The 21,000-nt window shown below is 68.8% G+C and carries 19 protein-coding genes, 3 tRNA genes and 1 pseudogene; 11 read left to right on the forward strand and 12 right to left on the reverse strand.

Annotation, left to right across the window (positions count from 1 at the left end):
* Positions 1–45: 45 nt before the first annotated feature.
* A complete protein-coding gene (locus ACIQMX_RS20800; RefSeq protein ID WP_363066717.1) occupies positions 46–960 on the forward strand; it encodes a phosphoribosylaminoimidazolesuccinocarboxamide synthase in 915 nt (304 codons plus the stop codon).
* Between the two features lie 59 nt (positions 961–1,019).
* Here the strand turns inward: ACIQMX_RS20800 and ACIQMX_RS20805 are convergent.
* The 8 genes from ACIQMX_RS20805 to ACIQMX_RS20840 form a co-directional block, all read right to left on the reverse strand.
* Positions 1,020–1,092, reverse strand: a tRNA-Gly gene (locus ACIQMX_RS20805).
* Between the two features lie 22 nt (positions 1,093–1,114).
* Entirely contained in the window at positions 1,115–1,726 is a 612-nt protein-coding gene (locus tag ACIQMX_RS20810) for a response regulator transcription factor (protein WP_363066716.1), read from the reverse strand.
* The gene (locus tag ACIQMX_RS20815) at positions 1,723–3,012 is read right to left on the reverse strand and encodes a sensor histidine kinase (protein ID WP_402480157.1); all 1,290 of its coding nucleotides are present in this window, start codon (positions 3,010–3,012) and stop codon (positions 1,723–1,725) included. The genes ACIQMX_RS20810 and ACIQMX_RS20815 overlap by 4 nt, the downstream gene beginning before the upstream one ends.
* Positions 3,013–3,031: 19 nt before the next feature.
* Positions 3,032–3,841, reverse strand: coding sequence for an ABC transporter permease (locus tag ACIQMX_RS20820; RefSeq protein ID WP_363066715.1), 810 nt, complete (start codon positions 3,839–3,841; stop codon positions 3,032–3,034).
* Positions 3,838–4,782 carry an ABC transporter ATP-binding protein gene (locus ACIQMX_RS20825; protein WP_402480054.1) on the reverse strand — a complete coding sequence of 315 codons (945 nt, stop codon included), beginning with the start codon at positions 4,780–4,782 and terminating at the stop codon, positions 3,838–3,840. Before ACIQMX_RS20825 ends, ACIQMX_RS20820 begins: the two co-directional genes overlap by 4 nt.
* 188 nt (positions 4,783–4,970) lie before the next feature.
* Positions 4,971–5,043, reverse strand: a tRNA-Gly gene (locus ACIQMX_RS20830).
* 80 nt (positions 5,044–5,123) lie between these two features.
* Positions 5,124–5,195: transfer RNA gene (locus ACIQMX_RS20835), tRNA-Gly, on the reverse strand.
* A 165-nt stretch (positions 5,196–5,360) separates the two neighbouring features.
* Positions 5,361–5,696 carry an Lsr2 family protein gene (locus tag ACIQMX_RS20840; protein WP_185092256.1) on the reverse strand — a complete coding sequence of 112 codons (336 nt, stop codon included), beginning with the start codon at positions 5,694–5,696 and terminating at the stop codon, positions 5,361–5,363.
* Between the two features lie 405 nt (positions 5,697–6,101).
* Here ACIQMX_RS20840 and purS point away from each other — a divergent pair, with 405 nt between their 5' ends.
* The 8 genes and pseudogenes from purS to ACIQMX_RS20880 form a co-directional block, all read left to right on the forward strand.
* Positions 6,102–6,353, forward strand: a complete 252-nt coding sequence (purS, locus tag ACIQMX_RS20845) for a phosphoribosylformylglycinamidine synthase subunit PurS (RefSeq protein WP_363066713.1) — start codon at positions 6,102–6,104, stop codon at positions 6,351–6,353.
* Entirely contained in the window at positions 6,350–7,030 is a 681-nt protein-coding gene (gene purQ, locus ACIQMX_RS20850; protein WP_393059395.1) for a phosphoribosylformylglycinamidine synthase subunit PurQ, read from the forward strand. The genes purS and purQ overlap by 4 nt, the downstream gene beginning before the upstream one ends.
* A complete protein-coding gene (gene purL, locus ACIQMX_RS20855) occupies positions 7,027–9,276 on the forward strand; it encodes a phosphoribosylformylglycinamidine synthase subunit PurL (protein ID WP_402480058.1) in 2,250 nt (749 codons plus the stop codon). The genes purQ and purL overlap by 4 nt, the downstream gene beginning before the upstream one ends.
* A 166-nt stretch (positions 9,277–9,442) precedes the next feature.
* Entirely contained in the window at positions 9,443–10,009 is a 567-nt protein-coding gene (locus tag ACIQMX_RS20860) for a helix-turn-helix domain-containing protein (protein ID WP_363066710.1), read from the forward strand.
* 100 nt (positions 10,010–10,109) lie between these two features.
* Positions 10,110–11,078 (forward strand): M23 family metallopeptidase, encoded by a 969-nt coding sequence (locus ACIQMX_RS20865; RefSeq protein WP_402480061.1) that lies wholly within the window; start codon positions 10,110–10,112, stop codon positions 11,076–11,078.
* 213 nt (positions 11,079–11,291) lie between these two features.
* Positions 11,292–11,930, forward strand: a complete 639-nt coding sequence (locus ACIQMX_RS20870) for a TetR/AcrR family transcriptional regulator (RefSeq protein ID WP_402480160.1) — start codon at positions 11,292–11,294, stop codon at positions 11,928–11,930.
* Between the two features lie 216 nt (positions 11,931–12,146).
* Positions 12,147–12,947: a sterol carrier family protein gene (locus ACIQMX_RS20875; RefSeq protein WP_363066708.1), complete on the forward strand. Its 801-nt coding sequence runs from the start codon at positions 12,147–12,149 to the stop codon at positions 12,945–12,947.
* Positions 12,948–13,085: 138 nt separating this feature from the next.
* Positions 13,086–13,235 (forward strand): annotated as a pseudogene (locus tag ACIQMX_RS20880) (META domain-containing protein); the annotation flags it as partial.
* A gap of 237 nt (positions 13,236–13,472) precedes the next feature.
* On the opposite strand, the gene ACIQMX_RS20885 reads toward ACIQMX_RS20880, so the two are convergent.
* Positions 13,473–14,921: a sulfatase gene (locus ACIQMX_RS20885; protein WP_402480064.1), complete on the reverse strand. Its 1,449-nt coding sequence runs from the start codon at positions 14,919–14,921 to the stop codon at positions 13,473–13,475.
* A 559-nt stretch (positions 14,922–15,480) separates the two neighbouring features.
* The gene (locus ACIQMX_RS20890; protein ID WP_356741706.1) at positions 15,481–15,573 is read right to left on the reverse strand and encodes a putative leader peptide; all 93 of its coding nucleotides are present in this window, start codon (positions 15,571–15,573) and stop codon (positions 15,481–15,483) included.
* Between the two features lie 692 nt (positions 15,574–16,265).
* Here ACIQMX_RS20890 and purF point away from each other — a divergent pair.
* Positions 16,266–17,792, forward strand: coding sequence for an amidophosphoribosyltransferase (purF, locus tag ACIQMX_RS20895; RefSeq protein WP_363066705.1), 1,527 nt, complete (start codon positions 16,266–16,268; stop codon positions 17,790–17,792).
* A gap of 60 nt (positions 17,793–17,852) precedes the next feature.
* A complete protein-coding gene (purM, locus tag ACIQMX_RS20900; RefSeq protein WP_402480068.1) occupies positions 17,853–18,926 on the forward strand; it encodes a phosphoribosylformylglycinamidine cyclo-ligase in 1,074 nt (357 codons plus the stop codon).
* A 351-nt stretch (positions 18,927–19,277) separates the two neighbouring features.
* Here the strand turns inward: purM and ACIQMX_RS20905 are convergent, their stop codons facing one another.
* Complete coding sequence (locus ACIQMX_RS20905) at positions 19,278–19,535, reverse strand: DUF3073 domain-containing protein (protein ID WP_033296941.1); 258 nt, start codon at positions 19,533–19,535, stop codon at positions 19,278–19,280.
* Positions 19,536–19,877: 342 nt separating this feature from the next.
* Positions 19,878–20,960: a Glu/Leu/Phe/Val dehydrogenase dimerization domain-containing protein gene (locus ACIQMX_RS20910; RefSeq protein WP_363066703.1), complete on the reverse strand. Its 1,083-nt coding sequence runs from the start codon at positions 20,958–20,960 to the stop codon at positions 19,878–19,880.
* Positions 20,961–21,000 lie beyond the last annotated feature (40 nt).

The raw sequence follows: 21,000 nt of genomic DNA on the forward strand, positions 1-21,000 counted from the left end.
CGGGACAATCGGAGCAGCTCCTGGATCAACCTACGCGGAGGCAGCGTGTCCGGATTTGTAGAAAAGCCCGAGCCCGTGCAGGTTCCGGGGCTCACCCACCTGCACACGGGCAAGGTGCGCGACCTGTACCGGAACGAGGCGGGTGACCTCGTCATGGTCGCCAGCGACCGGATGTCCGCGTACGACTGGGTCCTGCCCACCGAGATCCCGGACAAGGGCCGCGTCCTGACCCGGCTCTCGTTGTGGTGGTTCGACCAGCTCGCCGACCTGGTGCCGAACCACGTCCTGTCCACGGAGCTGCCCGCCGGCGCCCCGGCGGACTGGGAGGGCCGCACGACGATCTGCAAGTCGCTCCGGATGGTCCCGGTCGAGTGCGTAGCCCGCGGCTACCTGACCGGCTCAGGCCTGGTCGAGTACAACGCGTCCCGTACCGTCTGCGGCCTGGCCCTTCCCGATGGCCTCGTCGACGGTTCCGAGCTGCCGGCGCCGATCTTCACCCCCGCCACCAAGGCGGCTGTCGGCGACCACGACGAGAACGTGAGCTACGAGGAAGTGGCCCGCCAGGTCGGAGCCGAGACCGCCGCACAGCTGCGCCGCACGACCCTGGACGTATACAGCCGTGCCAGCGACATCGCTCGCGAGCGCGGGATCATCCTCGCGGACACGAAGTTCGAGTTCGGCTTCGCGCCCACCGCCGACGGCGGCGAGGAACTGATCATCGCGGACGAGGTACTCACCCCGGACTCCTCCCGCTTCTGGCCGGCCGCAGCCTGGGAGCCGGGCCGCGCCCAGCCGTCGTATGACAAGCAGTTCGTGCGCGACTGGCTGACCTCGCCGGCCTCCGGCTGGGACCGCAAGAGCGAACTGCCGCCGCCGGCGCTGCCCCAGGAGATCGTGGACGCGACCCGCGCCAAGTACCTGGAGGCGTACGAACTCCTCACGGGCACGCCCTGGAACTAGCGTCTCCCGACGCACGAAGAAGCCCCCGGCCGAAAGGCCAGGGGCTTCTTGCTGAACCGAGCGGACGACCAGGTTCGAACTGGCGACCTCAACCTTGGCAAGGTTGCGCTCTACCAACTGAGCTACGTCCGCATGCGCCGAAGCGCGAGAACTACTATACCCATCCCCGCTCGCGTGCGAGACGCACTGCGGCATGACGATTCTCCGCACCGAGCTTCGCGGTAGCCGCCGAGAGGTAGTTGCGCACCGTCCCCTGGGACAGGGACGCCCGCTCCGCGATCTCGGCGACCGGCGCCCCGTCGGCCGCCAGTTCCAGCACCTCGGCCTCGCGCACGGTCAGCGGCGAGTCGCCTGCGGCGATGGCATCGGCCGCCAACTCCGGGTCCACATAGCGGTTTCCGGCATGCACGGTGCGGATGATGCCGGCCAGTTGCCGGGCGCTGACGGTCTTCGGTACGAACGCCCGCACACCCGCTTCGAGGGCTCTCTTGAGGTGTCCCGGGAGCCCATGGCTCGTGACGATCATGGTGCGGCAGCCCGGGAGTTCGGACCGTATCGATGTGGCGACGCTCACACCGTCGGCTCCCGGCATCTCCAGATCCAGCACCACCACATCGGGGCGGTGCGCCCGGGCCATGGCAAGCGCCTCGTGCCCGGTGGCGGCCTCGGCGACCACCACCAGGTCGTCCTCCAGCGCGAGCAGGGCGGCGAGCGCGCCCCGGATCAGGTGCTCGTCATCGGCGAGCAGCACCCGTACCGCGGTCATCGTCGTTCCTCCAGAAGGGCCGCACGCGACAGGTCGCCGGCGGCTTTGTGCGGGACTTCAGTGGACTCCTCGCGGGCCAGCGGGATCCGCGCGCTCAGCCGGAACAGCCCGTCCGCTGCCGGGCCCGCCGTCAGAGCCCCGTCGAGCGCGCCGAGCCGCTCGCGGAGTCCGGCCAGCCCGGAACCGGTTCCTTCGGGAGCTGCCACGGGCGCCCCGTCGTTCTCCACGTCCAGCACCACCGCGTCCGCCGAGACGTCGAGGCGGATGGTGCAGTGGCCCGGATCGCCGTGCCGCAACACGTTGGTCGCGGCTTCGCGCACGACCCAGCCGAGCGCCGACTGGACGGGCCCGGGCAGCCCTGTGCCGTCGCTGCCCGTCACTGCACATGTAATGCCCGCTGCCTGCAACACGCCTTGGGCCCCGGCCAGTTCCGTGGTCAGATCGGCTTCCCGGTACCCGCGTACGACGTCGCGGACCTCCTGCTGCGAGGCTCGGGCTATCCGCTGCACCTCGACCATCTGGTCCAGCGCCTCGGGCCTGCCCCGCTGCGCGAGTTCCACCGCCAGCTCGCTCTTCAGCGCGATCACCGCGAGATTGCGGCCCATCACGTCGTGCAGGTCCCGCCCGAACCGCAGCCGCTCTTCGGCGACCGCGAGCCTGGCCTGCACCTCCCGGGCGTCCTCGGCCTGCCACATCACGCTCAGGCTCCAGGCGCTGGGCCGTACCGAAATCAGGACCAGTACGCAGCCGAAGAGCGTGGCCGGCACGACGCCGGCCAAGGTTCCGCCCCGTACCCCGGCCGCGGCGAGTGCGCCGGTGGTCAGAGCGGTGAGGAGGAGCGATTCGAACACGAACGTGCGGACCGGAACCAGGAGCACCCGCGTGATCACCAATGCCATCGGCGTGTTCAGACCCATGAGGAGCAGTCCGGCGCCGGCTACGCCGTCCACCGTGGCCAACGACGCCAGCAGGCCCACTTGGACCAACAGCAGGGCCAGTGGTGCCAGCATCCGCCGTCCGGGAAAGACGGAAAGGCCTAGGTAGTGCGCGTACGACGACTCCACATTGCGGTTGCTCAGCAGGCACTGCGCCATGCTCACCAACAACAGAGCGGCGCCAAGTACCAGCGGGAGCGGTTCATGGCGGATATCCGATTTGAAGGGTGCCAGCTGCCAGCACAGGGTGAAGAGCCAGGGGATCGAGGAGATGGTCATCCGTGAGTACAGATCGATCCGCTCCAGCTTGCTGCGCTCCTGCCAGCCGCGGCGCCATCCCCGTACGTGCACCAACGCGCCACAACCTCTCTCAGCGTCGAGGATCCCAGCGGAACCACCGCTGCACAGCAAACACCGCGAGCGTCGCCCAGACCAGCCCGGTCAGTGCTGCCCCGAGCAGGTCAGTGCCCTCGTTGACGCCCAGCCAGCCCGATCGAACGAGGGTCATCGCGCCGGTCAGTGGCAGGAACTCGCAGGCCGACGCGAGAGGGTCGGGAAATATCTCGAGGGGGACAAAGAGCCCTGACCCCATCATCGAGACGAGGAACAGCGGCAACGTGGTGAGCTGGGCCGTCTGCACGGTGCGCGTCACTATGGAGGTGACCGCGGCCAGCACTGACAACAACACCACGGCCAGCAGCAGCCCCGCGAGGAGCAGTTCCGGCCGTTGCGGTGCGCTGACGCCGAAGAAGGCCGCGCCGGTCACGATGATCAACAGGGTCTGCGTCAGGGCCAGAGCGGCCGAGGGCAGCGCGGTTCCGGTCAGGATCTCGCTGTCACTGACCTCGCCGGTACGCAGCCGCTTCAGGACCAGGTCCTCGCGCCGAGCCACGTAGGCGGCCACCAGGTTCATGTAGACGGCCTGGATGAGCACCGTTCCGACGCCCCCGGTGAGCGCGGCTCCGGCGACCGTCAGCCCGGTCCCGCCGAGATCCACCTGTTCGAGCGTCGATTTCATCGCCATGATCATGGCCGAGGGCACCAGCAGCGCGACGATCACGGCTGTTCTGTTCCGGGCGAGCAGCGTCATCTCGGCTCGGCCGAGGGCCGTCAGCCGGCCCCGGGCCGTTGTCGTGGACCGGACCGTCGCGGTCGGTGTGGTCGTTGGCGCGGTCGTCATGACACGGTCACCCCTTCGGTCTCTGCCGCGGACTTTGCGATATCGAGGAACGCCTCTTCGAGCGAAGCGGACCGGGCGTCGAGGCCGGTCAGCGGAACGTTGGCCTCTCCTGCCCAACTCAGCAGCTCGGTCAGCGACTCCTGGAGCCGATGGGTACGGATCTCGACCCGTTGCCCCTCGGCCGCGGCGCACAGGCCCAGCGGAAGTTGCCCCGGCGTGACCCCGACGGGCAGCTCGAACCGGATCCGCGCCGGGCGCGCGGCCGTAACCTCGGCGGTGCTGCCCGTGGTCACGATCCGGCCCCGATGCATGATCGCCAACCGGTCTGCGAGCGCCTCGGCCTCTTCCAGGTAGTGCGTGGTCAGCAGGACGGTGATGCCGTCCTCCTTGAGCCCCCGCACCAGCTCCCAGGTGTCGCGCCGCCCTTCGGCGTCGAGGCCGGTGGTCGGTTCGTCGAGGAAGAGCACCTCGGGGCGGCCGAGCAGGGCCAGCGCCAGGTCCAGCCGTCGTCTCTCGCCGCCGGAGAGCTGCTTGACCCGGACCCCGGCCCGGTGGCCGAGCCCCACTCGTTCCAGAGCCTCGGCGGTCGGCCGGGCCCCGCTGGTGCAGCCTGCCCACATCCGTACCGTCTCCGCCGCGGTCAGGTCGGACGGGAAGCCGCCCTCCTGCAGCATTACCCCGATCCGAGGCCGGACAGCGGCGCGATCGGCGTACGGGTCGTGGCCGAGCACGCGTATCGCGCCGCTGTCGGGACGGGCCAGCCCTTCAAGGAGCTCGACGGTGGATGTCTTGCCGGCGCCGTTCGTCCCGAGCAGGGCGAACAGCTCACCACGTGCCACGGAGAACGAGACGCCCGTCACGGCCTCGAAGCCGCCCGCGTAACTGCGCCGGACACCGTCCACCTCGATCGCACGGGCATGGGGATTTGCGTCGCTGGTCATGGACTCAAGGTTTCCGCCCGGGCGTGGCCGGGAGCAGTGCGAGCTGTCATCACTGCCCATGACAAACGTCATGCATCGCCGACTCAGGGCAAACGCCATGTGTGAAGACGGCCGAGGAGGGGAGGGATATGACTAGGGCCGAATACGACGAAGGCCCTGGTCGAAATCGACCAGGGCCTTCGATCAAGAGCGGACGACCAGGTTCGAACTGGCGACCTCAACCTTGGCAAGGTTGCGCTCTACCAACTGAGCTACGTCCGCATTGCAGCCACTCGGCTTTCACCGGTGGAGCGAGCACTACTCTACCTGATCCACTGGAGTGGTTGAGGAGAGCGATGCAGAGCGGGTGACAGGAATTGCACACTGCGCCTTCCCCCTGGAAGGGGGATGTTCTACTACTGAACTACACCCGCACGCTGCGTGAGGTTCGGCTTTGCGGCCTTGCCCTTCGGCGTGCTCCAGACTCTAGCCGACCTGCAGGGGTGTCGCGCAAGTCGGCTCCCGCGGGGTGTCGCCCGGGTGGCCGCTGACGGGCCGTCCGGTGCCCGTCGGCCGGTCGGCCGCGACCACCCGTCCGCTCAACTTGCTTCCTGGAATGCCTCGTAGACCTTCTTGGGGATCCGGCCCCGGGCCGGCACCTCCATCCGGTGCGAGCGTGCCCAGGCGCGGACGGCCGCCGGGTCGGGCGCGAGCGAGGTGTGCCGGTACGAGACGGGAACCTTGCCGTGCTTGCCTGCGTTTGTCTGCTTTCGACCGGCTGCCATGTACGGCGCCAAGGCCTTGCGCAGCTTCTTTGCATTGGACGGATTCAGGTCGATCTCGTACGACTTCCCGTCCAGGGCGAAGGTGACCGTTTCCGCCGCTGCTCCCCCGTCGATGTCGTCGGAGAGCGTGACCACTACGCGCTGAGCCACGGATATCGGTCCTTTCCTGCGGCATCCTCGCCTGACATGCGCGGATGCCGGCCTTCCGGCTGTGAGCGCGGATGCGGGCCGGCCGGTGTCGGCCGTTTAGGGGCAATGCTGCTTTCCCCGGTAATCATTTGTACAGCGGCGGGCCCCGCATTGTGAAGCCCGCCCAATTACCTGCGCGTGTCAACCTGATTTGTGTGCTGCTGATGGGGATTTTTGTTGCAGGATTTTCCGCCCCGCCGTAGCGCCCGATATCTCGGCGTGATGCGGTCCGCATCTCGGCGTGATGTGGTCCGCGCGATATCTACCCGCGTAGAATTTCCGGCCAGGTACGCTGAGTGGACCCGCGGGGGTCTGGGGAACCCCCCGGAGAAACAGCCGCACCACACCACCACACCGGGAGTGCCAGTGGCACGCGTCGTAGTCGACGTCATGCTCAAGCCCGAGATCCTCGACCCGCAGGGACAGGCTGTGCAGCGTGCGCTGCCCCGTCTCGGCTTCGAGGGAATCGCGGACGTACGTCAGGGAAAGCGTTTCGAGCTGGAGATCGAGGGGCCGGTCGATGACGCCGCGCTCACTCGTATTCACGAGATGGCCGAGACGTTCCTCGCCAACACTGTGATCGAGGACTTCACCGTGAAGGTCGAGGAGTCGAAGTGACTGCTCGTATCGGAGTCGTCACCTTTCCGGGAACGCTCGACGACCAGGACAGCCTTCGGGCCGTACGCGTCGCCGGCGCCGAACCCGTATCGCTGTGGCACCGCGACAAGGACCTGCACCAGGTCGACGCGGTCATCCTCGCGGGCGGTTTCTCCTACGGCGACTATCTGCGGGCCGGAGCCATCTCCCGCTTCTCGCCGGTCATGGAGACAGTGATCGAGCAGGCGAAGGCGGGCATGCCGGTTCTCGGCATCTGCAACGGCTTCCAGATCCTCACCGAGGCGCATCTGCTGCCCGGCGCGATGCTGCGCAACAACCACCTGCACTTCATCTGCCGCGATCAGAAGCTCCGCGTCGAGAACGCGGAGACGTCCTGGACCTCGGACTACTCCGCAGGCCAGGAAATCTCCGTACCCCTCAAGAACATGGACGGCCGTTACACCGCCGACGAGCGCACGCTCGACGAGCTGGAGGCCGAGGGCCGCGTCGCGTTCCGCTACGTGGACGTCAACCCCAACGGCTCGCTGCGCGACATCGCCGGCATCACCAATGCCGCGGGCAACGTCGTCGGCCTGATGCCGCACCCGGAGCACGCCGTGGAGCCGCTGATCGGCACCGGTCGTACCGACGGTCTCGGTTTCTTCACCTCGATCATCAAGAAGCTGGTCAACGCATGAGCCTGGACACGGTCAAGCACGCGGCCGAAACCCCGGACACCGCGCAGCCCTGGAAGGAGCTCGGCCTCAAGGAGGACGAGTACGCCCGGATCCGCGAGATCCTGGGCCGCCGCCCCACCGGTGCCGAGCTCGCCATGTACTCCGTGATGTGGTCCGAGCACTGCTCCTACAAGAGCAGCAAGGTCCACCTCAAGCAGTTCGGCGAGAAGGTCCCCGCGAACGACGCGATGCTCGTGGGCATCGGCGAGAACGCCGGTGTGGTCGACGTCGGCCAGGGTTACGCGGTCACCTTCAAGGTCGAGTCGCACAACCACCCCTCGTACATCGAGCCCTACCAGGGCGCGGCCACCGGCGTTGGCGGCATCGTCCGCGACATCCTCGCCATGGGTGCCCGCCCGGTCGCGGTCGTCGACCCGCTGCGCTTCGGTGCGGCCGACCATCCCGACACCAAGCGGGTGCTCCCGGGCGTCGTCGCGGGCATCGGCGGCTACGGCAACTGCCTGGGCCTGCCGAACATCGGTGGCGAGGTCGTCTTCGACGCCTGCTACCAGGGCAACCCGCTCGTCAACGCCGGCTGCATCGGCGTGATGAAGCACGAGGACATCCACCTCGCCCAGGCCTCCGGGCCCGGCAACAAGGTCATCCTGTACGGCGCCCGGACCGGTGGCGACGGCATCGGCGGTGTCTCGGTGCTGGCTTCGGAGACGTTCGAGTCGACCGGCCCGGCCAAGCGCCCGGCCGTCCAGGTCGGCGACCCGTTCCAGGAGAAGCTCCTCATCGAGTGCACCCTGGAGATCTTCAAGGAGAAGCTCGTCGCGGGCATCCAGGACCTCGGCGGCGCCGGGCTCTCCTGTGCCACGTCCGAGCTGGCCTCCGCGGGCTCCGGTGGTATGCGCGTCGAGCTGGACACCGTGCCGCTGCGTGACTCCTCACTCTCGCCCGAGGAAATCCTCATGAGCGAGTCGCAGGAGCGCATGTGCGCGATCGTCGAGCCGCAGCACGTGGACCGCTTCCTGGAGATCTGCGAGAAGTGGGACGTCATCGCCACCGTCATCGGTGAGGTGACCGAGGGCTCCCAGCTGGAGATCTTCTGGCACGGCGAGCAGATCGTGGACGTGCCGCCGCGGTCCGTCGCCCACGAGGGCCCGACCTACCACCGTCCGTTCGCGCGCCCGTCCTGGCAGGACGCGCTGCAGGCCGACGACGCCGGAAAGCTGGCCCGCCCGGCTGACGGCGCCGAGCTGCGCGCGCAGGTGCTGCGACTGGTCTCCTCGCCGAACCAGGCGTCGAAGTCCTGGATCACGGACCAGTACGACCGGTTCGTGCAGGGCAACACCGTGCTCGCGATGCCCGAGGACGCCGGCATGGTCCGCATCGACGAGGAGTCCAACCTCGGCGTGGCCATGGCGACCGACGGCAACGGCCGGTACGCGAAGCTCGACCCGTACACCGGTGCGCAGCTCGCGCTGGCGGAGTCGTACCGCAACGTCGCCGCCTCCGGCGCCAAGCCGCTCGCCATCTCGGACTGCCTCAACTTCGGTTCGCCCGAGGACCCGGACGTCATGTGGCAGTTCGCCGAGGCCACGCGTGGCCTCGCGGACGGCTGCCTGGAACTGGGCACTCCGGTCACCGGCGGCAACGTGTCGCTGTACAACCAGACCGGTGACACGGCGATCCACCCGACGCCGGTCGTGGCCGTGCTCGGCGTGATCGACGACGTCACCCGGCGCACGCCCGTGGCCTTCGCGAAAGAGGGCCAGCTCCTCTACCTGCTGGGCGACACGCACGAGGAGTTCGGCGGCTCGGCCTGGTCCGAGGTCATCCACCAGCACCTCGGTGGCATGCCGCCCAAGGTCGACCTGGGCCGCGAGAAGCTGCTCGGCGAGATCCTGATCTCGGCGTCCCGCGACGGCATGATCGACGCGGCGCACGACCTGTCCGACGGCGGTCTGATCCAGGCGGTCACCGAGTCCTGCCTGCGGGGCGGGAAGGGTGCCCGGCTGGTCGTGCCGGACGGACTGGACGCGTTCACGTTCCTGTTCTCCGAGTCGGCGGGGCGCGCGATCGTCTCGATCCCGCGCAGCGAGGAGCTCCGCTTCAACGACATGTGCGGGGCGCGGGGCCTGCCCGTGACCCGGATCGGCGTCGTGGACGGCGAGGAGATCGAGGTCCAGGGCGAGTTCAGCATTCCGCTGAGCGAGCTACGTACGGCGCACGAGGGAACGATCCCCGCGCTGCTCGCGTAGCCGGACGGACGCGTCCGTCACCCCTCGCGCAAGCCCCCGTCCGGTCTCGACCGGGCGGGGGCTTGCGCGTGCTGCTCCCGTCACTGCCGGGCCGCCGGCGCCCCGTCTGCGCACTGGTTTCCCGTAGGCTCTTGACGAGATTACGTAATTACGTAATCCTTGGTCTATGGAGCTGGAGGAACGTGTCTCGGAACTGGAGCGGCGGCTTGAGGCGCTCGTGGGCGAGCGCCCTGACGTGCCGTCCCCGGCAGGGGCGGATTTCTGGGCTCTGGACGGGTTGAAGCAGCAGTTGGAGAGTGCAGGATCGGCCGGCGGTGGAGTGCTCTATACGGGCGCGGTGAGCCTGCCCACGGGCGAGCGGTACGAGTGGCAGTACGGCGCGCTGACGGAGCAGCTGCTGGGTGGTGGCCACGGAGACCCGGGCGCGGCGCATGACGCGGGGGAAGAAGGCGGACGGCCGCCGGCAGGCCCCGACTGGGCGGATATCGCCGAGTCGTTCGCCGCCCTCGGGCACCCGGTGCGGCTGCGGCTGCTCCGGGAGATCCTCGGCGGTCGGCGCACTGCGGCAGAGCTGGCCGCGCTCGACGAGACCGGTACGACAGGGCAGATCTACCACCATCTCCGTCTGCTGACGGGTGCGGGCTGGCTGCACACGAAGGGGCGGGGGAGGTATGAGGTTCCTGGTGCCCGTGTCGTTCCGCTGCTGGTAGTGCTCACAGCTGCGAGGCCCTGAGTCACGCAGAGAGAGCCGCGCCGCGAACCGAGCGCTTGACCGCGCCGGCGATGAGACCGACGACCAGACCAACGACCAGACCGACGATCAGGGGGAAGTCATGTCTGTCCGTAAAGCTGTCATGGTGCTGTACCGGGTCTGCTGGTTCATCTTCTTCGCCATGGTGATCCTCAGCCTCGTCACTACTCCGCCGTTTCCGTACTGGCTGACCTGGGTGCCCGCGGCGGTGGCGATTGCGCTGGGCCTGGCGGCGGGCCGCAGGGCCCGCGCGGCGACTGCGGACTCGCGAGACGCGGTGGAGGTCGACCCGCCGGTGTCCGGGCGGTGGGTGGCGTTGAACAGTCCGGCGGACAAGGTGCCCAGCCACGGGATACACGGCTATGGGCAGACCTATGCGATCGACATCGTGGCGGAGCCGGAGCCGGAGCCGGAGCCTGGGCCTGAGCAGGAGGCTCGGTCCCAGCCTGGTGCTGGTGCTGGTGCTGGTGCTGGTGCTGGTGCCGGGGCGAGGGAGGGTGGCTGTGGTCACGTCGGCTCTTCCCGTCCGAAGTTCCGCTATCTGTGGCCCGTCGTCCGGCGGAATCATCGCTTCCCGGCCTTCGGGGCCCCGCTTCTCGCGGTGGCTGACGGCACGGTGGTGCACGCATCGCATGGCCGGCGTGACCACCTCAGTCGTAATTCCGGTCCTGCGTTGATCTACCTGATGCTGATAGAAGCGTCCGTGCGGGATGTACTCGGCCCGGGGGCCATCGTCGGGAACCACCTCGTGCTGGACCTGGGCGACGGGACGTACGCCATGTACGCGCATCTGCGCCGTGGATCACTCCGGGTGCGCGTGGGGGAGGAGGTCCGGGCCGGACAGATGCTCGCCGAGTGCGGAAACTCAGGGAATTCCACCGAACCGCATGTGCATTTCCAGCTGATGGATGATCCGGACCTGGATGTAGCGGTGGGAATTCCGTTTACCTGGAAGGGGATAGGTCTTCCGGCCAACGGTGAGGCGTTCATAGCCGGGGAAGCTGCCGACGGGCACCCAGTTCAGGATTCGGGTGCGATTCAGGCACTCTGAGGGTAACTGGCCCGGGAGCCGGGAGCCGGGAGCCGGGAGCCGGGAGCCGGAAGCCGGACGGGCAGACGGGCAGACGGGCGGAAGTCGGACGGGTGGCCGTGCCGGTGTAGTGGTTAGCGGTGGAAGGCTCGGCCGGGTGCGCCCCTCCGTGCGAATGTACCAGGACGAATATTTGCCCTGATATAAGTTTAATCCTGGTACAGTGATGCCATGCTGACCGAGGGGATGGGCCTGCGCGAGCGCAAGAAGATCCAGACGCGACGCCGTCTGCTTGCCGAGGCCGCGAGGCTTTTCGGGGAGCGCGGATTCGACCGGGTCTCCGTTGCTGAAATCGCCGAAGCCGCCGATGTGTCGAAGATGACCGTCTTCAACTACTTCGACAGTAAGGAAGACCTGGTGCTCGCTCCTATGGAGGAGCACATCGGGGATGTCGCCCGAGTGGTCCGGGATCGGGCGCACGGAGAGTCCGTTGTGGCAGGCATGCGCCGCCAGTTCCTGGCCGCTGTCGAAAGCCGGGATCCGTCGGTGGGGATGAGTGATTCACCCGTAGCGCTCGGACTCCTCCAGTTGATCCAGCAGACGCCTGCTCTGCTCACCCGCGCCCATGCGTTGTTTGCCCGCACCGACGAACTGCTCGTGGACGCGCTGGTCGAGGAGGGGGAGAACCGGGCTGTCGCACGCATCGTGGCAGCCCAGCTGATCGGGACCCGCAACGCCCTGATCAGCGAGAACCGCCGGCGGCTGTTGGCCGGCGAGTCTGCCGAGGCCATTGCTTCAGATGCTGCGGTTCTTGCCGGACGGGCGTTCGACCTGCTCGAGAACGGCCTGGGCGACTTCGCGACCCGGGGCTGACCCCGACGAGGTGCGGGCGGCTTGGCCTGACCCGGGCGCGCGTGCGGGCGGCTTGGCCTGATCGGTCGGCCCCGGTTGGCTGGGTCCGCCCCCGGGGCAGAGGGGGGCGTATGACGGTGCGGGGGTACGACGGTGCGGCCGCGGGTAGGCCCGTCGGCGGTTGCTGTTGCCGATGCCATGGCATGGGGGTCGGCGGTACGCCGTAGGCTCCCGCTTATGCCGCCGTCCCAGAAGCGCGCCCGCCGCTACGACCCGGTCAGGACCCGCGCCGCCGTCCTGGCGCAGTTCTCCCAAGTCCGAGCTGCGCTAAGCACTCTGACGCCTCAGCAACTAGCAGGACCGAGCGGGCTCGGTGCGTGGACGGTGCGTGAGCTCGCCGTCCACCTGACCATGGCGCTCTCGCACGTCAGCAGGAGCCTGGAGCTTCCGGAGCCCGCCCTTGCCAAGCCGGAGGTGACCTTGCTGGAGTGGCCGTTCTCCACAGCGGGCCGATCCGGCCGCATCGCCGACGACACCGTGGCGCTTGCCGCCGCCCACCTCGATATGGATGCGCTGTACGGAGAGGCGGCCGACCGGTTCGAGGAGCTGGTGCCGGGCGTCTCCGAGGACCGGTTGCTGGCCACCCGGGTGGGTGCCATGCGGCTCGGAGACTTCCTGGTGACCCGCACCGTTGAGCTCGTCGTCCACACGTACGACCTCAACGAGGCGACCGGGTTGGGTATCCCGTACGACCGCCAGGCACTCGCGGCCTGCACCCGGTTGCTCGCGGACGCCTTGGCGGAGAAGGCGCCGGGAGGGTCGGTCGAGGTGCGCGTGCCGCCCTTCGCGGTGGTCCAGTGTGTTCAGGGGCCCCGGCACACCCGCGGTACACCGCCCAACGTCGTCGAGACCGACGCGCTCACCTGGATCAGGCTCGCCACCGGTCGTGCGCAATGGGTACGTGAGCTCGATGAGGCCAAGGTCAACGCCAGCGGTGAACGGGCGGACCTTGCCGCGCTGCTGCCCCTGATGGGGTGACGGGAACCGGGACACCGGTGCCGGTTTCGAGTACGGCAGCAGCAGAGGCAGCAGTGGCGGTAGTGGTGGCTGGGGCGGCAGCGGGCGTGAGGGGAGAGCGACGCACCGACCACCGGCATCCGCGGGGAAGTCGAACCGGTGACGGTCGGCGGGCAGCGTTCCGTCGATCCGGACGGGGCCCACGTCCAGATCGACGCCCAGGGGCGGGCGAGCGGGAACTACGGCTGCAACCACTTCACCGCCGAGGCCCGGTTCGACGGCTACACGGTCACCGTCGAGCCGGGCACGACCACTGAGAGGGTTCGCCAAGGGCGGCACCGTCCAGGACGCCCTTGGCTGCGACAGCCTCCGCGGCACTGCGGACGTCTCCGGCAGCACCCTCGCCGTCGGCCCCGTCGGCCCCCTCGTCACCACCCGCAAGCCCGCCACACGCTGTCCCTCACCGCACCGGACGGCAAGGGAATCGCGGCCTCGGTCCCGGCCCCGGATGAGGAAGCGGAGCGGAGCGGCAGGAGAGGTGGCGGGTCAGGAGGGGGAGGACTTCGGGTAGGGCAGCAGGCCGGCGTCCGTCCGTTCCCAGGCCGCCCGGAGTTCGGCCAGACGCTCCGGCTCGGCGGCGGCCCGGTCGGCCTGTTCCCGCTGGTCGTGCGCCAGGTTGAAGAGCTGATCCGTCCCGCCCTTCCCTCGGTAGTACTTCCAGTCGCCGCGTCGCAGCGCCCGCTCCCCACGTACCCGCCAGAAGAGGTTCCGCTCCTTCGGCTGCTCGCCACGGAGCAAATACCCGGCCAGGCTGATGCCGTCCAGCGGGTAGGCGGGGTCGGGCCGTGCCCCGCCGAGCTCCAGCAGCGTCGCCGTCCAGTCGGGAGAGAACAGGGGCAGGCCGCTCACCTGGTGCGGATCGATCCTGGCCGGCCAACGCAGGACCGCCGGGACCCGGATGCCGCCCTCCTGGAGCGAGCTTTTGTTGCCGGAGAGCGGCCATTGGTACGAGAAGCGCTCGCCGCCGTTGTCACTGGCGAAGAAGACGAGAGTGTCCTCCTCCTGGCCGGAGTGCTTCAGCGCCTTCAGTACCTCGCCGACCGATCGGTCCAGGTCCTCGACCATCTCCTTGTACTTGGCGAGCGAGCCTCCGTCGGCGTGGAACAGTCCTCCGAACCCACCCTCCTTGATCTTCCGTACGATCTCGGCGCTCTCGGCCGTGTCGCCCTCGGCGATCCAGGGCCAGTGGGGGGTGGTGAAGTTCAGGTTCAGCAGCCATGGCTTGTCGTGGTCGCGCTGTATGTACTCGCCCGCCCGCTCGGTGAGGATGCGCGTGTAGTACCGCAGGTCCTTGTACTCGGCATCGCCCTCGTACAGGTCGTACTCACCGGCGAGGCCCAGCTTCGAGTAGTACTCCAGCGCGCCGCCGAAGTTGCCGAAGAACTCGTCCCAGCCGGACCTGGTGGGGCTGTAGTCCGGCAGATAACCGCAGTGCCACTTACCGATCAGCGCGGTCGCATATCCGGCGCCGCGCAGCAGCGAGGCGAGGGTCGGGTGAGTGGGGTCGAGACCGACCGAGCGGTCTGCGATGGGTTCGGCCAGACCACCCTTCGTGCGTCCGGGATAGCGACCGGTGTACAGGCTGAACCGGGTCGGTGAGCACGTCGCGGACCCGGCGTAGGCGTCGGTGAACCGCACGCCCTGCCGGCCGAGCCGGTCCAGGTTCGGGGTGCGGATGTCGGGCGACCCGTAGGAGGAGAGGTCGGCCCAGCCGAGGTCGTCCCCGAGGATGAAGAGGATGTTGGGCCGCCGTGAGTGCCGGCCTCGGGCCGCCCGGAAAGGCTGCTCGTGCGAGGCCGTCTCCGTCGGTGCGGCGGCGGCAGGGGCGGCGGGCAGGCCCACCGCGGCAGTCGCGGCCGTGGCGCCCACAGCCGTTCCGAAGGCGCGCCGCGTCAAAGAATTATGAGAACTGGTGTGCGAGTTACGAAGAGGCATGACTGCTCCAGGGCAGGACTCGGCCGCGCAGGGCGACTAAGGCGAAGGGTCCGTCCGCCCGCCGAAGGCGGATGCGGAAAGCGGAAGGTGACGAATTAAAGGGCGCGGGGGCGCAGGGGTGCAGGGCTGCATGAGGCGCAAGCAGTGCAAGGAGCCTCAGGGGTGCACGGATGCAAGGGGCGCAACCCGCGCCCAGCACCTCACAGGCCCGCGTTCACGCAGCCCATCAGGCTCGCCAGACCCATCAGACCCATCAGACCCATCAGACCGATCGGACCCACCAGGCCCATGACTCATGACCCATCAGACCTGTCAGGCCCGTCAGGCAGACCTGTCGGAGCCATCAGGCCCGTCAGGCTCGCCGCACCCAAGTCGTACCCCGTGCCCGTGGAGAACGAGGCAACGGGAGAACGAGACGGTGAGCCAGCAAGAGAACGAGACGGCGAGGCAGCGGGGTACGAGAGGCGGGGCAACGTGCGACGGGGCAACGAGCGACGGGGCAGCGAGAGACGGGGCAACGAGGTGCGGAGAAGCGAGAGAGCCCTCGCGCGCCGGCGACTCAGGCGTGGCGACAGATGGCGCTCGAGACACGTCCCAGATCGACGTGGCGGCGCTCCACGAGCGTGACCGAGTGATCGCCGAGGGGCTGCATGAGCCAGGAGCCTGCCAACGGGGCATGCGCCTGTCAACGCCGGTCTCGCACTCCGGACGGTCCCCGCGGCCGGCCTGCGGCCTCCCTCCGGGACTCCGGCTGACACTCGGGCGGGGCTCCGACCGGGACTCCGGCTGACACTCGGGCGGGGCTCCGACTGGGACTCCGGCTGACACTCGGGCGGGGCTCCGACTGGGACTCCGGCTGACACTCGGGCGGGACTCCGGCTGGGACTCAGACGGGACTCGGGCAAGGACTCAGACGGGACTCCGGCAAGGACTCCGACCGAGACTCGGCCAGGACTCCGGCGGGACTCCGGCTGGGAATCGGATTGCTCCGGGCGTCACAAGAAGCCGCATACCGGTCGCGCCCGCGGGCGCCAGGTGTGAGGCTCACCACGAAACGAGCGTTCGGCCACCCCCGTGCGAGGCCGTGGCGGGGCTCCTCACGGAGTGCCATGAACCGGCCTGGACGCCCTGCGGTTCCGTGGCCGGAACCCGTCGGTAACCCGGCATTGTTCCGGGCGGCGACTGCCCCGTGGCGGCTGTGGCCGACTGGCCGCCCTCGGGTGACGATCACTCCGTGTCACCCATCGGTGCGGCTGTGGAGGGGGCTCCGGGGGCCTTTCTTCCGCAGTCCGGCGGGGCGTCCCCAATTCGGACCAGTGGTCGATCTCGCCTACACTCGGTGGCGTGCCTCGTGGTGATGGACGACTCAACCACGACCTGCTCCCCGGAGAGAAAGGCCCCCAGGACGCTTGCGGCGTCTTCGGTGTCTGGGCTCCGGGTGAAGAGGTCGCCAAGCTCACCTATTTCGGACTGTATGCCCTGCAGCACCGTGGACAAGAGTCCGCGGGCATCGCAGTGAGCAACGGGTCCCAGATCCTGGTCTTCAAGGACATGGGACTGGTCTCGCAGGTCTTCGACGAAACGTCTCTGGGATCGCTCCAGGGCCATATCGCGGTCGGTCATGCCCGCTACTCCACCACCGGTGCCTCGGTGTGGGAGAACGCGCAGCCGACGTTCCGTGCGACCGCGCACGGCTCGATCGCCCTGGGTCACAACGGCAACCTGGTCAACACGGCCCAGCTTGCCGAGATGGTCGCCGACCTTCCGCGCAAGGACGGCCGCGCCACCCAGGTCGCAGCGACGAACGACACCGACCTGGTGACCGCGCTGCTCGCCGGCCAGACCGACGACGACGGCAAGCCGCTCACCATCGAGGAGGCCGCCGCCAAGGTGCTTCCCGAGGTGCGGGGCGCCTTCTCCCTCGTCTTCATGGATGAGCACACCCTCTATGCGGCCCGTGACCCGCAGGGCATCCGCCCGCTGGTCCTCGGCCGGCTGGAACGCGGCTGGGTGGTGGCCTCCGAGTCCGCCGCCCTGGACATCTGCGGCGCCAGCTTCGTCCGCGAGATCGAGCCGGGCGAGCTCGTCGCCATCGACGAGAACGGTCTGCGTACCTCGCGATTCGCAGAAGCGAAGCCCAAGGGCTGCGTTTTCGAGTACGTGTACCTGGCCCGTCCCGACACCGACATCGCCGGGCGCAACGTCTACCTGTCCCGCGTGGAGATGGGCCGCAGGCTGGCAGCCGAGGCGCCCGTCGAGGCCGATCTGGTCATAGCGACACCGGAATCCGGCACCCCCGCCGCGATCGGTTACGCGGAGGCCAGTGGCATCCCGTTCGGGGCCGGACTGGTGAAGAACGCCTACGTCGGCCGGACCTTCATCCAGCCGTCCCAGACCATCCGGCAGCTCGGCATCCGCCTCAAGCTGAACCCGCTCAAGGAAGTCATCAAGGGCAAGCGACTGGTGGTCGTCGACGACTCGATCGTCCGCGGCAACACCCAGCGCGCACTCGTCCGGATGCTCCGCGAGGCCGGCGCCGCCGAGATCCACATCCGGATCTCGTCCCCGCCGGTGAAGTGGCCCTGCTTCTTCGGCATCGACTTCGCCACCCGCGCCGAGCTGATCGCCAACGGCATGACCGTCGACGAGATCGCCACGTCGATGGGGGCCGACTCGCTCTCGTACATCTCGATCGACGCGATGATCGAGGCGACGACGATCGACAAGCCGAATCTGTGCCGCGCCTGCTTCGACGGCGAGTACCCGATGGAGCTTCCGGACCCGGAACTGCTCGGCAAGCAGCTGCTGGAGACCGAGCTGGCGGCAGGCCCTGCGGCGACCGCCGCGGCCGACGCGCTGCGCCGTCCGTGACCCGGACCGCTCGGCAGTCTTCCCACCAGCCCCGTATTTCCACACGAAAGATCCCAGGCAATGTCTGAGACAACAGGTGCTTCCTACGCGGCAGCGGGCGTCGACATCGAGGCCGGCGACCGTGCCGTAGAGCTGATGAAGGAGTGGGTGAAGAAGACGCAGCGCCCCGAGGTCGCGGGCCTCGGTGGCCTCGGCGGCTTCGCCGGGCTCTTCGACGCCTCGGCACTCAAGCGCTTCGAGCGTCCGCTGCTCGCCTCCGCCACGGACGGCGTCGGTACGAAGGTCGACCTCGCCCGCCAGATGGGTGTGTACGACACGATCGGCCACGACCTCGTCGGCATGGTCGTGGACGACCTCGTGGTCTGCGGTGCCGAGCCGCTCTTCATGACCGACTACATCTGCGTCGGCAAGGTGCATCCCGAGCGTGTCGCGGCCATCGTGAAGGGCATCGCCGAGGGCTGTGTGCTGGCCGGCTGCGCCCTGGTCGGCGGCGAGACCGCCGAACACCCCGGCCTGCTCGGCCCGGACGACTTCGATGTCGCCGGCGCCGGTACGGGCGTGGTGGAGGCCGACCGCCTGCTGGGCCCGGACCGCATTCGCAAGGGTGACGCCGTCATCGCGATGGCATCGTCCGGTCTTCACTCCAACGGGTACTCGCTCGTCCGTCACGTCGTCTTCGACCGGGCCGGATGGACGCTCGACCGCGAGGTCGAGGAGTTCGGCCGGACGCTCGGCGAGGAGCTCCTGGAGCCGACCAGGATCTACTCCCTGGACTGCCTGGCGCTGACCCGTACGACCGAGGTGCACGGCTTCAGCCACGTCACCGGCGGCGGCCTGGCCAACAACCTGGCCCGGGTCATCCCGGACTCCCTGCACGCGACGGTGGACCGCTCCACCTGGACGCCCGGCGCGGTATTCGACCTCGTCGGCAAGGCCGGCCAGGTCGAGCAGCTGGAGCTGGAGAAGACGCTCAACATGGGCGTCGGCATGATCGCGATCGTGCCCGCCGAATCGGTGGACGCGGCCCTGACGACGCTGGCCGACCGCGGCGTCGACTCCTGGGTCGCGGGCGAGATCACCGACCGGGGTGCACACACGACGGGCGCTGAACTCGTGGGCGGGTACGCGCGCTGAGTGTGCGGGCGCAGGTGTCCTCAGGTGGCGGAGGGCGGGCCGTGGAGGCCCGCCCGGACACCACGGTCATGGCCGCCGAGGCCGGACCCCGCCCGAACGGCATGGACGTGCATGGCAGTCCGAACGGTAGGGACATGCATGGAGTCCGAACGTCATGGGCATTCATGGCAGGACCCGTCCGAACGTCATGGACAGGTACGTCGGGGAGCCTCGTTCGTACGCCATGGATCACGACGCCCAGGGCACTCGGGGCCCAAGCGGCAGGGCCGAGGACATCGCGCATTCCGGACCGGGACAGCACAGAACCCGGTCCGGGACAGGCCCGGACCGGGTTGTTGTGTCAGCGCGAGGTCAAGCGCCGCGGCGCTGTGACGACGGACCGGACTGGTCGTCCTCGTCCGCGTCCTCGTCGTCGTTGTACTGATCCGCGTACTGTGCGTACGGGTCATCTTCCTCGTCGTCGTCCTCGAACGGCTCGGCGTTCGGTGGTTGACTCGAAGGTGATGCGCCCAGCTCATTGGCCAGACGCGACAGGTCAGTCCCGCCGCTGCTGTACTTCAGCTGACGGGCGACCTTGGTCTGCTTGGCCTTTGCCCGGCCGCGCCCCATGGCTCGACCCCCTCGGTGACGGGGCTCGACGGCCCCAGAGTCTTGACACGCGTTCATGTTTCAGGACGGACTCTCGGCAGAGAGGCCGTACCTGTGCTTTAACGGTACCTGCTTCCGCGGCCATACGGTACGCCGCCCGCATCACGCGCCTCGGAAGAGGACCCGCAAGGAGCTTGTCCTCGCTGGTCAACTGCGATTTTAACCTCATATCGGCATGCGACCCGCCGACCGGAGTGAGTCTTGTCTCGCCGGTCGGCGGGTCGCTGCGCCACGCGCGGGGATGACGCCCCGCAGGGGCCCCGCGCGGTCACCTGCGCGGGGCCCCTGCGGGCGGCTGTGCGGTCAGCCGCGGCGGGCGTCGGCCATCCGCTGTTCGGCGATCCGGTCGGCCGCCGCGGCCGGCGGGATGCCGTCCTCCTTCGCGCGTGCAAAGATCGCCAAGGTCGTGTCGAAGATCTTCGACGCCTTCGCCTTGCAACGGTCGAAGTCGAAGCCGTGCAGCTCGTCCGCGACCTGGATGACACCGCCCGCGTTCACCACGTAGTCGGGGGCGTAGAGGATCGACCGGTCGGCCAGGTCCTTCTCGACGCCCGGGTGCGCGAGCTGGTTGTTGGCCGCGCCGCACACCACCGAGGCGGTGAGCACCGGAACGGTGGCGTCGTTGAGCGCGCCACCCAGCGCGCACGGGGCGTAGATGTCCAGGCCCTCGGTACGGATCAGAGCCTCGGTGTCCGCGACGACGGTGACCTCGGGGTGCTTCTCGGTGATCCGGCGCACGGAGTCGTCCCGTACATCGGTGATCACCACCTCGGCGCCGTCCGTCAGAAGGTGCTCGACGAGATGGTGACCCACCTTGCCGACACCCGCGACCCCCACTTTCCGGCCACGCAGCGTCGGGTCGCCCCAGAGGTGCTGGGCCGAGGCCCGCATGCCCTGGAAGACGCCGAACGCGGTGAGGACGGAGGAGTCGCCGGCGCCGCCGTTCTCGGGGGAGCGGCCGGTGGTCCAGCGGCACTCGCGCGCCACGACGTCCATGTCGGCGACATACGTGCCGACATCGCAGGCCGTCACGTAGCGCCCGCCGAGCGAGGCCACGAACCGGCCGTAGGCCAGCAGCAGTTCCTCGGTCTTGATCTGCTCCGGGTCGCCGATGATGACGGCCTTGCCGCCGCCGTGGTCGAGACCGGCCATGGCGTTCTTGTAGGACATGCCGCGCGCCAGGTTCAGCGCGTCCGCGACGGCCTCCTCCTCGGAGGCGTACGGATAGAAACGGGTGCCGCCCAGGGCCGGGCCCAGGGCGGTGGAGTGCAGGGCGATGACGGCCTTGAGGCCGCTGGCACGGTCCTGGCAGAGCACGACTTGCTCGTGGCCCCCCTGATCCGAGTGGAAGAGGGTGTGCAGGACGCCGTTGGTCACATCGGTCACTGTGGTGACTCCCAAGTACGAAGCGGCGGGAAGGCCCTCC

Origin of the sequence: Streptomyces sp. NPDC091416, assembly GCF_044756845.1 — a bacterium.
GTDB lineage: Bacteria > Actinomycetota > Actinomycetes > Streptomycetales > Streptomycetaceae > Streptomyces.